15 protein-coding genes are annotated in these 13,968 nt (G+C 65.3%); 9 read left to right on the top strand and 6 right to left on the bottom strand.

Annotated elements, in window-relative coordinates; genetic code table 11:
• Nucleotides 1–7: 7 nt before the first annotated feature.
• The 9 genes from L6Q21_RS00865 (at nt 8) to L6Q21_RS00825 (ending at nt 9,016) form a co-directional block, all read left to right on the top strand.
• Entirely contained in the window at nt 8–1,864 is a 1,857-nt protein-coding gene (locus L6Q21_RS00865; RefSeq protein WP_030540410.1) for an acetyl/propionyl/methylcrotonyl-CoA carboxylase subunit alpha, read from the top strand.
• Nucleotides 1,864–2,319 carry a MaoC family dehydratase gene (locus L6Q21_RS00860; RefSeq protein WP_030540411.1) on the top strand — a complete coding sequence of 152 codons (456 nt, stop codon included), beginning with the start codon at nt 1,864–1,866 and terminating at the stop codon, nt 2,317–2,319. Before L6Q21_RS00865 ends, L6Q21_RS00860 begins: the two co-directional genes overlap by 1 nt.
• Entirely contained in the window at nt 2,316–3,158 is an 843-nt protein-coding gene (locus tag L6Q21_RS00855; RefSeq protein WP_030540412.1) for an HpcH/HpaI aldolase/citrate lyase family protein, read from the top strand. Before L6Q21_RS00860 ends, L6Q21_RS00855 begins: the two co-directional genes overlap by 4 nt.
• On the top strand, nt 3,155–3,862 hold the full coding sequence (locus L6Q21_RS00850) for a CoA transferase subunit A (protein WP_237828527.1): 708 nt from the start codon (nt 3,155–3,157) through the stop codon (nt 3,860–3,862). The genes L6Q21_RS00855 and L6Q21_RS00850 overlap by 4 nt, the downstream gene beginning before the upstream one ends.
• The gene (locus L6Q21_RS00845) at nt 3,859–4,512 is read left to right on the top strand and encodes a CoA transferase subunit B (RefSeq protein ID WP_030540414.1); all 654 of its coding nucleotides are present in this window, start codon (nt 3,859–3,861) and stop codon (nt 4,510–4,512) included. The genes L6Q21_RS00850 and L6Q21_RS00845 overlap by 4 nt, the downstream gene beginning before the upstream one ends.
• A gap of 235 nt (nt 4,513–4,747) precedes the next feature.
• Nucleotides 4,748–5,875: an acyl-CoA dehydrogenase family protein gene (locus L6Q21_RS00840; RefSeq protein WP_030540415.1), complete on the top strand. Its 1,128-nt coding sequence runs from the start codon at nt 4,748–4,750 to the stop codon at nt 5,873–5,875.
• Nucleotides 5,876–5,886: 11 nt separating this feature from the next.
• Nucleotides 5,887–7,086, top strand: a complete 1,200-nt coding sequence (locus L6Q21_RS00835; RefSeq protein ID WP_030540416.1) for an acetyl-CoA C-acyltransferase — start codon at nt 5,887–5,889, stop codon at nt 7,084–7,086.
• Entirely contained in the window at nt 7,083–7,844 is a 762-nt protein-coding gene (locus L6Q21_RS00830) for an SDR family NAD(P)-dependent oxidoreductase (RefSeq protein WP_030540417.1), read from the top strand. Before L6Q21_RS00835 ends, L6Q21_RS00830 begins: the two co-directional genes overlap by 4 nt.
• Nucleotides 7,845–8,116: 272 nt before the next feature.
• Complete coding sequence (locus L6Q21_RS00825) at nt 8,117–9,016, top strand: LysR family transcriptional regulator (protein WP_237828526.1); 900 nt, start codon at nt 8,117–8,119, stop codon at nt 9,014–9,016.
• A gap of 16 nt (nt 9,017–9,032) precedes the next feature.
• Here L6Q21_RS00825 and L6Q21_RS00820 read toward each other — a convergent pair whose 3' ends face one another.
• The 6 genes from L6Q21_RS00820 to trbK-alt form a co-directional block, all read right to left on the bottom strand.
• Nucleotides 9,033–9,257, bottom strand: coding sequence for a DUF2274 domain-containing protein (locus L6Q21_RS00820; RefSeq protein ID WP_030540418.1), 225 nt, complete (start codon nt 9,255–9,257; stop codon nt 9,033–9,035).
• 1 nt (nt 9,258) lies between these two features.
• Complete coding sequence (locus L6Q21_RS00815) at nt 9,259–10,395, bottom strand: TraB/TrbI/VirB10 family type IV secretion system protein (RefSeq protein WP_255696669.1); 1,137 nt, start codon at nt 10,393–10,395, stop codon at nt 9,259–9,261.
• Between the two features lie 80 nt (nt 10,396–10,475).
• Complete coding sequence (gene trbG / locus L6Q21_RS00810) at nt 10,476–11,525, bottom strand: P-type conjugative transfer protein TrbG (RefSeq protein WP_030540420.1); 1,050 nt, start codon at nt 11,523–11,525, stop codon at nt 10,476–10,478.
• Nucleotides 11,522–12,205: a conjugal transfer protein TrbF gene (gene trbF, locus L6Q21_RS00805; protein ID WP_030540421.1), complete on the bottom strand. Its 684-nt coding sequence runs from the start codon at nt 12,203–12,205 to the stop codon at nt 11,522–11,524. The genes trbG and trbF overlap by 4 nt, the downstream gene beginning before the upstream one ends.
• Nucleotides 12,205–13,569, bottom strand: a complete 1,365-nt coding sequence (gene trbL, locus L6Q21_RS00800; protein WP_237828524.1) for a P-type conjugative transfer protein TrbL — start codon at nt 13,567–13,569, stop codon at nt 12,205–12,207. The genes trbF and trbL overlap by 1 nt, the downstream gene beginning before the upstream one ends.
• Nucleotides 13,570–13,573: 4 nt before the next feature.
• A complete protein-coding gene (trbK-alt, locus tag L6Q21_RS00795) occupies nt 13,574–13,960 on the bottom strand; it encodes a putative entry exclusion protein TrbK-alt (protein ID WP_030540423.1) in 387 nt (128 codons plus the stop codon).
• Nucleotides 13,961–13,968: the final 8 nt, after the last annotated feature.

Genomic DNA, 13,968 nt, shown 5'->3' with positions numbered 1-13,968 from the left:
GACGTCCATGATAGAGAGCCTCCTCATTGCCAATCGCGGCGAAATCGCCCGGCGCATCATCCGCACGGCCCGCAGGCTCGGCATTCGCACCATCGCGGTGCATGCCGACGTCGATGCGGCAATGCCCTTCGTGCGTGAGGCCGATGAGGCGGTGTGCATCGGACCGGCGCCGGCGAGGGACAGCTATTTGCGCCAGGATCTTCTCCTCGAGGCCGCGCGTGCCACGGGCGCGCAGGCCATCCATCCGGGTTATGGTTTCTTGAGCGAAAATGCCGAGTTCGCCGAGGCAGTGATCGCGGCCGGGCTGGTCTGGGTGGGCGCGCCGCCGGCGGCCATCCGCGCCATGGGTCTCAAGGATGCCGCCAAGGAGCGCATGATCGCCGCAGGCGTGCCGGTGACGCCCGGCTATCTCGGCGCCGATCAGTCGCCCGATCATCTGCAGCGCGAAGCCGATGCGATCGGCTATCCCGTCCTTATCAAGGCGGTCGCGGGTGGCGGTGGCAAGGGGATGCGGCGGGTCGAGGCGGCGCCGGATTTCGCCGAGGCGCTCGCCAGTTGCAAGCGTGAGGCGGCGGCATCGTTTGGCGACGACCGCGTTCTCATCGAGAAATATATCCTCTCGCCCCGCCATATCGAGGTGCAGGTATTCGGCGACACCCATGGCCATGTCGTCCATCTGTTCGAGCGCGACTGCTCGCTTCAGCGCCGCCACCAGAAGGTGATCGAAGAGGCGCCTGCACCTGGAATGGACGCCGCGACGCGCGACGCGATCTGCGAGGCGGCGGTGCGGGCAGTCAAGGCGGTCGACTATGTCGGCGCGGGCACGATAGAGTTCATCGCCGATGGCTCCGAGGGCCTGCGCGCCGACCGGATCTGGTTCATGGAAATGAATACCAGGCTTCAGGTCGAGCATCCCGTGACAGAGAGCATCACGGGTCAGGATCTGGTGGAATGGCAGCTGCGCGTTGCATCGGGCGAGCCGCTGCCGAAGCGGCAAGAGGATCTCACGATCGACGGCTGGGCGATGGAGGCCCGCCTCTATGCCGAGAATCCGACCACCGGCTTTTTGCCGTCTACCGGCCCGCTCGATCATCTGCGCTTTCCCTCCGATCTGCGCATCGACAGCGGTGTCAAGCAGGGCGGCGAGGTCACGCCCTATTATGATCCCATGATCGCCAAGATCATCGCTCATGCGCCTTCACGCGAACAGGCCGCACAGCAACTTGCGCAAGGGGTCCGCCAGGTCGAGGTCTGGCCTGTCCGCACCAACGCAGCCTTTCTGGCGCGCGCGGCAAGCCATCCCGATTTTCTCGCCGCGCATATCGATACCGGCTTCATCGAACGTCACGCTGAAACGCTGATCCCGTCTGCCGAACCGGGAGCATCCGTGCTGGATGCGGCGGCGCGCGCCTTGCTCACGAGCGATGGCGACGATCCGTGGACGGCACTGCAGGGTTTCCGCGCCAACCGGCACGCTTCGCAGGAGATCGAGGTCGCCGTTGCCGGCAAGCCTTATCTGGTCAGTCTGTCCAAGAACCCTTCGACTGCTCGGGTGGAGGACGGCCTGATATTCGTCGACGGCGAAGCCTGGGCTTTCGAGCCGTGGCGTGCCGAGCCAGGGACGACCGGCGCGGCAGGAGGCGACGGAGCGATCCTATCGCCCATGCCGGGCCGCGTGATCGCGGTCGCGGTGAGGCAGGGTGATGCCGTCACAAAGGGGCAGCGCTTGGTCGTCATCGAGGCGATGAAGATGGAGCAGGCGTTACTCGCGCCCTTCGACGGGATCGTTGCCGAGTTCAAGGCCAGCGAGGGCGCGCAGGTTTCGGAAGGCACGCTGCTGGTCCGCGTCGAGGGAGAGGCCTGATGACTGGTCGCTATTATGACGAATGGCAGGTTGGCGACAGCGTCACGCATGACATCCGCCGGACGGTGACCGAGACCGACAATCTGCTGTTCTCGTGCATGACCCATAATCCGCAGCCGCTCCATCTTGATCGGGAGGCAGCTGAGGCCAGTGAATTTGGCCGGATCCTCGTCAACGGCACCTTCACCTTTGCGCTGATGATCGGCCTGTCCGTCGGTGACACGACGCTCGGCACGCTTGTCGCCAATCTGGGCTACGACAAGCTGGCCATGCCGGCCCCGGTGTTCATCGGCGACACGCTGCGCGCGGAAACCGACGTCGCGCAGCTGACGGATAGCCGCTCGCGTCCCTCAGCCGGCATCGTCACGTTCGAGCACAGGCTGCTCAACCAGCGCGACGAGATCGTGTGCAGATGCCTGCGATCCGCGCTGCTGCATCGGAAGGGGGAGGCATGAGGCTGCGTTCGCTGCTGTTCGTGCCCGGAGATCGTCCCGACCGGATGGAGAAGGCGCTACGAACCGGTGCAGATGCGCTCATTCTCGACCTGGAGGATGCGGTGGCACCCTCGGCCAAGCTCGCCGCGCGCGAGGCGACGGCGCGCTTCCTGCGCGAACAGGGCGACCGTCAGGTGAAACTTTTCGTTCGCGTGAATCCTCAGGATAGCGGATTGCTCGAAGACGATCTGACGGCGGTTTTGGATTGCGCACCCGATGGTTTCCTGCTGCCCAAGTCGGAAGGCGCATTAAGCGTGATGTCGCTCGCGCAGCGCATCGGCGCAGCACCTATTTTGCCGATCGCGACCGAGACGCCGCGTGCGATCTTCGGGCTCGGCAGCTATGCCGAGGTTTCGCGCCATCTTCTCGGTCTGACCTGGGGCGCTGAAGACCTGCCCGCCGCGATCGGCGCGGCGACCTCTCGCGAGGAGGATGGCCGCTATACCCCGCCGTACGAGCTCGCACGGTCGTTGACGCTCTTCGCCGCGCACGCCGCCGATGTGCCCGCTATCGAGACGGTGTTCCCGGCCTTTCGCGACCTCGACGGCCTTGCCGACTATGCGCGCCGCGCGCGGCGCGACGGCTTCACGGGCGTAATGGCGATCCACCCGGCGCAGGTCGCGATCATCAACCAGGCTTTTACGCCGGACGAGGACGAGCTCGTTCGGGCCCGCGCCATCGTCGCGGCGTTCGCCGCCCGGCCTGACGCCGGTGCGCTTCAGCTCGAAGGACAGATGATCGATGCGCCGCACCTCAAGCAGGCTCGGCGCATCCTTCAGACAGCAGGAGAGATTGCGTGAGAAAAATCTATGCCGACGCCGATACGGCGCTGGCCGGTCTATTGACCGATGGCATGACGATCGCGAGCGGCGGTTTCGGGCTTTGCGGCATCCCCGAGCGGCTGCTCGACGCAATCGAGACCTCGGGCGTGCGCGATCTGACCTTCGCCTCGAACAATGCCGGCATCGATAATGAAGGGATCGGCAAGCTCCTTCGCTCCCGTCAGGTGCGCAAGATGATCGCCTCCTATGTCGGCGAGAACAAAGAGTTCGAGCGACAATATCTGACCGGCGAACTCGAGGTCGAATTTTGTCCGCAAGGGACGCTCGCCGAGCGTATGCGGGCGGGAGGCGCGGTCATTCCCGGATTCTATACCCGCACCGGAGTCGGGACTCTCGTGGCCCAGGGGAAGGAGGTCCGGCGGTTCGGCGAGCATGATTATGTGCTGGAGCTCGCCATCACGGCCGACCTGTCGATCATCAAGGGCTGGAAAGCCGATGAAAGCGGCAATCTGGTCTTCCGTAAGACCGCCCGCAACTTCAACGCGCCGGCCGCGACCTGCGGGCGCATCTGCATCGCCGAGGTCGAGGAGATCGTGCCGACCGGCACCCTCGAGCCCGATCAGATTCATTTGCCGGGGATCTACGTGAATCGCCTGATCTGCGGCGCACCTTACACGAAGAAAATTGAGCAGCGCACGGTGCGCGCGCGGGAGGAGGCATGATGAGCGGCAGTTCGCAAGGCTGGACGAGGGACCAGATGGCGGCGCGTGCCGCGCGCGAGCTCCGGGACGGATTCTACGTCAATCTCGGGATCGGCATCCCCACCCTGGTTGCGAACCATGTGCCGCCGGGCGTCGAGGTCACGCTGCAATCGGAGAATGGCATGCTCGGCATCGGTCCCTTTCCCTACGAGGGCGAGGAGGATGCCGACCTCATCAATGCGGGCAAGCAGACCGTGTCCGAGCTTCCCCAGACATCCTATTTCTCGTCCGCCGACAGCTTCGCGATGATCCGCGGTGGCCATATCGATCTCGCGGTCCTGGGCGCGATGGAAGTAGCAGAAAATGGCGACATCGCCAACTGGATGATCCCCGGCAAGATGGTGAAGGGCATGGGCGGCGCCATGGACCTGGTCGCGGGTGTGAAGAAGATCATCGTCGTGATGGATCATGCCGCGAAGGACGGCACGCCCAAATTCATTCCCGACTGCACGCTGCCGATCACCGGGCTCAATGTGGTCGACATGATCGTCACCAATCTCGCGGTGTTCGAGCGACCCGATCATCACAGGCCGTTTCGCCTCGTCGAGATCGCACCCGGCGTGGATCTCGAAACGATCGAGGCGCTGACAAGCGCGCGCTTCGAACGCTGATGCAGGACAGTACTTCTTTTCGCAGATCGACATCCCCTCAAGGTCGACAGGCTTCGGCGATATTCGTCAGATCGCCACTTTCCTTTTCGCTGATGATGGGATCGTTGGCGAACGACAGCGCGCCTGTTGCGACGCTTAGTTACGGCACCCTCCTCATCGCGGACTACGTTTCATTTGGCAGTTGCTCCGAGCGAAAAGCGAGGTCGTTTAGCGATGTGCCATTTGGAGGAGGTTCATGATTCTCACCGAGACCCAGTCCGCCATCCGCGACGCAGTGCGCGATTTCGCGCAGGAACAGATTCGCCCGAACAGCGCCGCCTATGAAGCGGCGAAGGCCTATCCGCCCGAATTGTTCGAAGAACTGGCAGCGCTGGGCCTGCTGGGCATGACCGCGCCGGAAGCAGTCGGCGGCGCGGGCGCGGACTATGTGTCCTACGCACTGTCGCTGATGGAGATCGCCGCGGCGGACGGCGCGCTCTCGACCATCGTGTCGATCCAGAACAGCCTGATCGTGTCGGGCCTGCTGAAGGATGGCACGGCGGCGCAACAGGCTCGCTTCCTGCCGGACCTGATCGCTGGCAGGATGATCGGCGCCTTCGCGCTCACCGAAACCGACGCCGGCTCCGACGCATCGGCTATCCGCACCCGCGCGATAAGGCAAGGGGGCGGCTATCGGCTGATCGGGGCCAAGCAGTTCATCACCTCGGGGCGCATTGCCGGTATCGCCATCGTCTATGCCGTAACTGATCCGGCGGCGGGCAAGCGCGGCATTTCCGGCTTCATCGTGCCGACCGATAGCGAGGGCTACAGCGTCGACAAGGTTGAGCACAAGCTGGGGCAGGGCGCATCGGACACCTGCGCGATCCGCTTCGACGATCTGTTCGTGCCGGAAGAATTGCGGCTGGGTGCGGAGGGCGCGGGCTATGGTATTGCGCTCTCCAATCTCGAGGTTGGCCGCATCGGCATCGCCGCGCAATGCATCGGCATGGCGCAAGCGGCGCTGGAGTTCGCGATCGATTACGCCAAGGACCGCAAGAGCTTCGGCCAGCCTATTATCGCGCATCAGGCGGTGGGCTTCCGCCTCGCCGATCAGGCCGCCCGGCTGGAGGCTGCGCGCCAGCTGGTGCTGCACGCCGCGTCGATGAAAGATGCTGGGCTGCCGTGCCTGAAAGAAGCGTCGATGGCCAAGCTGGTCGCGTCGGAAACGGCCGAGGCTGTCGTGTCCGCCGCAGTCCAGACGCTGGGCGGCTATGGCTATCTTGAAGATTTTGGCATCGCCAAAATCTACCGCGATGTGCGGGTGTGCCAGATCTATGAAGGCACGTCCGACATCCAGCGCATGGTGATTGCGCGCGCCCTCTGAGGAGAACTGAGATGCAGGACGATCCGGTAGTCATTGCAGGCTATGCCCGCACGCCGATGGGCGGGTTTCAGGGCGCGCTGTCCGCGGTCAAGGCCACCGATCTCGGCGCGACGGCGGTGAAGGCGGCGGTCGAGCGGGCGGGCGTCGCCCCGGACGCGATCGATCGCATCTATATGGGTTGCGTGCTGCCCGCAGGCCTGGGCCAAGCCCCGGCGCGGCAGGCGGCGCTGGGCGCGAGCCTGCCCCTGTCGGTCGAGGCGACGACGGTCAACAAGATGTGCGGATCGGGCATGCAGGCAGCGATCATGGCGGCCGAGGCGCTGGCCGCCGGGACCGCCGACATCATCGTCGCGGGTGGTATGGAAAGCATGACCAACGCTCCCTATGCGCTGCGCAAGCATCGCGGCGGCGCGCGCATTGGCCATGACCGCATCATCGACACGATGATGATGGACGGTCTGGAGGATGCCTATGAACCGGGCAAGGCGATGGGCGTCTTTGCCGAGGATGCGGTGCGCGACTATCAGTTCAGTCGCGAAGAACAGGATGATTTCGCGATCCGCTCGCTCGACCGCGCCCGCGCGGCGATCGCCAGCGGGGCCTTTGCACGCGAGATCGCGCCGGTGACGGTCGCGGGCCGCGGTGGCGAGACGCTGGTGGATAGCGACGAGCAGCCGGGCAAGGCCAAGCCGGAGAAAATCCGCAGCCTGAAACCCGCTTTTGCGAAGGACGGCACGATCACCGCCGCCAATGCCTCCTCCATTTCCGACGGGGCCGCCGCGCTGGTGATAACGCGGCAGAGCGTCGCCTCGCGGCTGGGCCTGCCCATCGTCGCGCGTGTGGCGGCGATCGCCGCCCATGCGCAGGAACCCGCGCGCTTCACCACCGCGCCGGTGCCCGCGATCCGCAAGGCGCTGGGAAGAGCGGGCTGGTCGGCGGGCGATGTCGACCTGTTCGAGGTGAACGAAGCCTTTGCCGTGGTCGCGATGATCGCCGCGCGTGACCTCGACATTCCGGCGGAGAAGCTGAACGTCCATGGCGGCGCGACGGCATTGGGCCATCCGATCGGTGCGTCGGGCGCGCGGGTGCTGGCAACGCTGATTTCGGCGCTGGAGACGTACGGCAAGACGCGCGGCGTCGCGGCGCTGTGCATCGGCGGCGGGGAAGCGACCGCGATGGCGGTTGAACTGGTGCAGGGAGCGAAGGCATGATGATCGCGGGACAGGCTGCCATCGTTACCGGGGGCGCATCGGGGCTGGGCCATGCGACCGCGCGGATGCTGGCGGAGGCCGGGGCGCGGGTGACGATCCTCGACATGAATGCGGAGGCGGGGCAGGCCGCGGCGGCGGAGATCGGCGCATCGTTCGTCGCCGCCAATGTCGCCGATGATGCCAGCGTCGCCGCCGCGCTGGATGCTGCCGAGGCCACGCATGGTCCGGCCCGCATTCTGGTCAATTGCGCGGGGATCGCGCCGGCGATGAAGACGGTGGGCAAGGAATATGTGCCCCACACGCTCGACCTGTTCCGCCGCACGGTCGAGGTTAATCTGATCGGCAGCTTCAACCTGATTGCCAAATTTGCCGCGCGCGCCGCTGCGCTGGACGCGGTGGAGGACGAGCGCGGGGTGATCGTCAATACCGCCAGCGTCGCCGCCTATGACGGGCAGATCGGACAAGCGGCTTACAGCGCGTCGAAGGGTGGCGTGGTCGGCATGACCCTGCCGATCGCGCGCGACTTAGCCCCGTTGAAAATTCGCGTGATGACGATCGCGCCGGGCATTTTCCTGACCCCAATGGTCGCAGCCTTCCCCAAGCATGTGCAGGCGGCACTGGGCGCGCAGGTGCCCCACCCCAGCCGCCTGGGCCAGCCGTCCGAATATGCGCAGCTTATCGAAGCGATCCTGACCAACCCGATGCTCAATGGCGAAGTCATCCGCCTAGATGGCGCGATCCGGATGGCAACCCGGTGAGTGGAGCGGGACGGAAGAAATGATCGTGATCGCGGCAAAGTTGGAAGTCACTTGTTCAAGACGGCACCGTCCCGTGCTGTGAGGGGAAGTCTGATTTTGGTCGTTAGTAGCGCTTGTAGACTCCCGCGGGCGGCACAGGAGCGTGTTCCCTTATCGGCGACGAAGCTTTCGCGACGCAGGACTACCGCAAGGGTTTTGGCAAGGCCAAAGTCCGGCACAAAACGCGGTCGTTTGAAGCGCAAATTCGCATGGGGGAGTGATGTTTGCCCAATATGATCCTGGATCTGCGAAATCTGCGCTGCGCGATCGCGGCGGCGGAAACTGGCAGTTTTCGACGAGCAGCAGAGATGTTGGCGTTGTCACAGTCGTCACTAAGCCGACGCATTCAGCATCTTGAGCACCGATTAGGCTTTCCCCTGTTCAGGCGAAGTCGAACTGGTGTTTCGCCCACCACCGCAGGCGCCGCATTCTTGGAACGCGCAATCGCAGGCGCCCAGCAATTAGATCTCGCCGCTCGTTACGCAGTTGCTGTCGACAGTGGTGAGGTGGGTCAAGTTCGCGTCGGAATTGCATCATCGCGCACCGGCGGGTTGTTTGGTGATGTGCTGCGTCAGTTTAAAGCTCTATTTCCATCGGTGAACATCACCCTCACGGAAGATACGACGAGTAGGACGAGCCATCACGTGGCCATGGGAACGCTCGACGTCGCCTTCCTGATCGGAACCAACTGCAATCCCGTCTGCGAAACTCGGGTGTTATGGAGAGAAGCCATTTTAGCGGCCTTGGGGAACACTCACCGACTTTTCAATCACCAAGTCCTCACATGGCAAGACACTCGCAATGACACAATTCTATTATCCAAGGCTGAGCAAGGCTCAGAAGTTCAGCACCGGATAATCGCGAAGCTGACGCAGGGCGGGCATAGGCCGAAAATAGATATTCAGGACGTCTCAGAGGCCAGTGTGTTTGATCTCGTTGTCTCGGGATGCGGGATAACATTTGTCGATGAGTCTGCCGCCCGCCGAGTGGAAGGATTGCGTTTCATTCCGCTCGCTGGCGAATCCGACGCACTGCCAGCGTCGGCGATATGGCGCTCTGACAATGCAAATCCAGCAGTCCTCCGCCTCATAGCAGTTGCGGAAGCGGTAGGGCGTGGCGGCAGGAAGGCGTGAAAACCGACTGCGACTGTCATTGAGGTGAATGGCGGCGCGCCTTTGCAAAGCCGCGGTCGGTGGCAATGAAGCGCTGTACCATGGGCGCTATGAGTTTCGCCGGCTCGGCCACCGGCTGACCAGTCTCGCGGGCTAGGATCTCCGCATAAGCAACGAGATCGCGATGGAGCGGCGCCGGCAGTTCGACTGTGACTTTGACAGGCTTGTCTTCTGCGATCACGCCGAGTTTGAGCTTGGTCATCTCAACCTCCGTAGGGTTCGAGCACCAGGTCGCGCGTAACGATCACGCGCACTGGGAAGCCGGGTCGGATTGTCAGCGTGGGTGCGACGTTGAGCTGGCGGCGGATGATCTGCTGGCCAGCGTCATTGATCGTATCCTGGCCCCCGTTCCGGATCGCCTGGATCAGCCGGTCGTCATCGTTGGTGGCAAGCTCCGCGCCGACGCTGAGCAGCGTCGATAGCCCGGCTGCCTTGGCGAGGTCCCACCAGTGATAATCGACGCCGTCCTGCAGACCGGCGAACCCTTCAACATCGGCCCCAGGCTGCCGCTCAAGGACGATCGAGCGGCCGTTCGGGAAAATCAGCCGAGTCCAAACGAGCAGAACGCGGCTCTGACCGAACTGAACGTTGTTGTCGTATTGGCCGATGACTCGCGTACCTTGTGGCACGAGAAGGATGCGACCCGTCGGGCTGTCGTAGATGTTCTCGGTGACCTGCGCCGTGATTTGGCCTGGCATGTCGGATCTGATGCCGGTGATAAGCGCGGCCGATATAACCGCGCCGGCCTGGAGGATGTTCGGCGACGCCGGCGCAGCGACACGATCGGCCGCGACGGTGCGGCGATCCGGGGCCGCGTTGAGGAAGGCGTTCTGGCGGTCCTGCGCCGATGGCGTTGCCGGCTGAGGCGCGAGGCCAAGGCTCGCCAAGTCGGGCGTCGGCGGTGCAGCGATGGCCGGCGTTGCGGCTGAGGCTCCGGCGCGAGTCTCGGAGCCCGAGAACAGCCGGCTGGTCCTGGCCGTCTCGATTTCCTGCAATCTGCGCTGCTCTTCCGGACTGATGCCGGGATTGGGGGGGGCGATGCCGGGCGTTGGAACAGGCTGACCCCGCTCCCGTGCGCCGACGATCGGGCGGCCGAGATCGCCCGGCAGGGGCGGTCCAAGGCGAGGCACGCCGCTGTAGTCCCGCGGCAAGCCAGCGAGCCCATCGGCGGTCGAGCGGTTCTCCGTCGAGTAGAGTTCCTCGTTCGGACGGCCGCCATCACGGGTCTGAAGCGCATAGACGAGAGCACCGCCGAGTCCGACGCTGGCGACGAGGCCAATTCCCGCGAGGACCTTGCGCGATAGCCGGGTGACGCGCGGTGGCTCCGCACGCAAACGCATCGGCGCAGGCCCGACCGGCTCGCCGGTCAGCGGCTGCGTATCCTTGTCCGGGACTTCCTCATTCCAGGGCTCGTTCTCGCTCACGATGCCGGCCTCCCGTCGGTGCGGGTGATGCGGACGCGCCGCTGCCGATCGCCGGAGCCGAAGCGCAACTCGGCGGAGGCGAACAGGCGGTCGACGATCATGTGGTGGCCGCGCACGCGGTAGTTCACCAGCTCGGAGGTGTTGCCCTCGGGACCGACGACGAAGAGCGGCGGCATCTCGCCCTGACCGATGCCGCGCGGAAATTCGATGAAGACCTGGCGGCCGTCGTCAAAGGCGCGCAGCGGCCGCCACGGAGCACGGTCACCGTCGATGGCATAGCGGAAGTTGACGTTGGCGAGATCGACGCCGCTCGCCACCGGCTGGGTGGCTTGGGCCTCCGCGTTCTGCCGGCGCAGCGCGATGAGCTGGTCCTGAGGATATTGCCAGGACACCGAGGCCATATAGGTCCGCTCGGTCGAGCGAAGCTCCATATGATAGGTGCGCAGATTGGTGTTGATAACGAGGTTCGTCATCAGATCGGCGCGGGTCGGTTTCACGAGGATGTGGATCTGGCGGGTCGCGCCCGAACCACTCTCGGTATCGCCGATGATCCAGCGCACGGTGTCGCCGGCGGCGACAGGCCCCGAGCCGACAAGCTGCTCACCGGGCTGCAACGCAATGTCGGTGATCTGCCCGACGGCGGTGTACACTTGATAAAGCGCGCCCTGCGTGAAGGGATAGACCTGCATCGAGTTGATGAAGCCGTCACGCACCGGCTGGATACGCGCAGCGGCATTGGCCTGGTTGACCCTGGCCGTGGGATCGGTTGGCTCTGGCGCGCGCCGCGTCTCCGGCACACGCTGTAACTGGCCAGGCAGCGGCAGCGGCCGAGGCAGTTCGACTACCGTTACGGGCGCTGGCGGATCGACCGTCTGCACGGCTGGAGCCGCATTGTCGTAGGAGATCTCCGGTGGCGGATTTGTGGTGGCGCAGCCGGCAAGCGCGGTTGTCGCCAGCAGGACCATCGGGAATGACGCTCTGCGGAAAGCCGAGACTGCGGATATGTGTGAAGCCGGGTTTCCGGCTTTACGGAAATACGGCTTCATTGCCCAAGCTCCCGTGACCAGTTGATAGCGTTGACGTAGATGCCGAGCGGGTTCGCCCTGAGCCGGTCGGCGTTGCGTGGGACCTGCACCACGATCGTCAGGATCGCGGTCCAGCGAGTGGTCTCGGCGAGCTGGCCGTTCTCGTAGCGGCGCTCGACCCAGGCGACGCGAAAGCTGTCCGGAGACGCGCGAATGACGCTGGAGACGTCGATCGCGATCTGTTGGCGGCCGACCTTTGCAAACGGGTCATTAGACCGGGCGTAATCGTTCAGCGCCATGGCGCCGCGGTCGGTCGTGAAGTCATAGGCGCGCAGCCAGTTTTGGCGCACGATGATGGCGTCCGACGGAATCGAGCGGACCTGTTCGATGAAACGCGCCAGGTGGAAGGCGATCTGCGGATCGGTCGGACGGTAGTCCGCTTCGGCGGGTGCGACCGCCTGCGCCTGACCGAGCCGATCGACCTGCACCACCCAAGGCACGATGGTTCCGCGCGCCGACTGCACGACGAGCGCGGTGGCGAACCCCACCGAGAGGATCAGGGAGCCGAACGCCATGAGACGCCAGTTCCTGGCCTGCACGCGCGAGGCGCCGATGCGCTCGTCCCAGACCTGGGCGGCGCGTTGATACGGCGTCTCTGGCTCGGGAGCTTTGCCGTAGTGGGTCGAGGGTCGTTTGAACATCAGCGATCGCCTTCGGACAGATTGACAGAGGAGCCGCCGCCATGGGCATCGCCGGAGCGGACGGCGTGCGCGGTGGCCTGGACGGCATGGGTCATGTGCTGCGAGCGGCGCATGCGCTGTGCCCAGGCAGGGGGACCGCCGGCGTTCGCGGAGCTGGCGGCAGCGGCGCCGTCACCGGCCGCGTCACCGCCGATCGAGCCCGCGGTGGATGTGCCGCCCGTCGCTTCGAAGGCGGCCTTGCCGCCTGCGTTGAAGCTGGAGCGCATGCTTTCCGCGGCGCGCGAGGCGGCGCGGCGCAGTGGTGAGACGGCGGCGCTGCCGCCAGCGCGGGCAACGCCGCCGAGCCCGGATGCAACCCCGGCCGCGCCGGACTGACCGGCAGCGCCGAGGCTGTAGGCGGTGGATGCACCGCCAGCCATTGCCGCGCCGCCACGGGCGGCGGCGGCAGCGCCACCTGCCAGCGCGGCGCCACCCGACGCTGCGGCGCCAACGGCGCCGCCGGCCAGCGCGACCATGCCGCCTGCAGCCAGGCCCGTGCCGACTGCTGCGCCGGCGCTGAGTTGCGGGCCGCCGGAGACGAGGCCGCTCGCGATGCCCGGACCGAAGATGCCGAGGCCGAGCAGCGAGAGGGCGGCCAAAACGATCGCCATGGCTTCGTCGATGGTGGGCGTTGCGCCGCCGAAGCCGGAAGTGAACTCTGAGAACAGGGGCGATCCGATGCCGATGATGACCGCGAGCACCAACACCTTGATGCCGGAAGAGATGACGTTGCCGAGCACGCGTTCGGCCATGAAGGCCGACTTGCCGAACAGGCCGAACGGGATCAGCACGAAGCCCGCCAGCGTCGTCAGCTTGAATTCGATGAGCGTGACGAACAGCTGGATGGCGAGGATGAAGAAGGCGAGCAGGACCAGCGCCCAGGCGAGGAACATACAGGCGATCTGGATGAAGTTCTCGAAGAACGACCAATAGCCCATCAGGCTGGAGATGGAATCGAGCAGCGGCCGGCCGGCATCGAGGCCCGTCTGGGCGACCTTTCCTGGACGCATGAGGTCAGCGGTCGAGAAGCCGGTGCCGCTCGCCTTCAGGCCGAGGCCGGCGAAGCTCTCGAAGACGATCCGGGCGAGGTTGTTCCAGTTGCCGATGATGTAGGCGAAGACGCCGACGAACAGGGTCTTCTTGACCAGCCGCGCCATGATGTCGTCGTCGGCGCCCCAGCTCCAGAACAGCGCCGCCAGTGTCACGTCGATGACGATCAGCGTCGTGGCGATGAAGGCGACTTCGCCGCTGAGCAGGCCGAAGCCGCTGTCGATGTAGCGGGTGAAGACCTCGAGGAAGTGGTCGATGACGCCGGTGCCACCCATGACTTTATCGCGCCTCGTCGAGCTGCGAAGTGTTCGGTGCGGAGGGTGGCGCGGCGGGTGCGTCGGTTCGCTGCGACTGAGGAGTAAGGCCATCGCGCGGTGCAGGCGGCATGTCCGGCAACCGCTCGGCGGGACGGGCGCCGGGCGCGAGGAAGCGCTGGCGGTTCTCCGCCCAGGCACGGCGGCATTCCGGATCGCGCGGTCCCTCTTCGCCGAGCGCCTGGCAGCGGATCAATGCGTCCCGCAGGGGATCGGTCGGCGCCTCTGCGGCGCGGCCAGACGGCCAGGTCTCGGGCGCTTCCTCTTTCCGGGTCATCTCGATCGCGGTCGCGGTGACCGCGACAGCGACGAACACGACAGCGCCGAGTCGGGCGAGCATCTTCCCGTCCATCGCCGTGC

Source organism: Sandaracinobacteroides sayramensis (assembly GCF_022014495.1).
In the GTDB taxonomy this organism is placed as follows: Bacteria; Pseudomonadota; Alphaproteobacteria; order Sphingomonadales; family Sphingomonadaceae; genus Sandaracinobacteroides; species Sandaracinobacteroides sayramense.
This window is presented reverse-complemented; position numbering and strand designations above follow the sequence as displayed.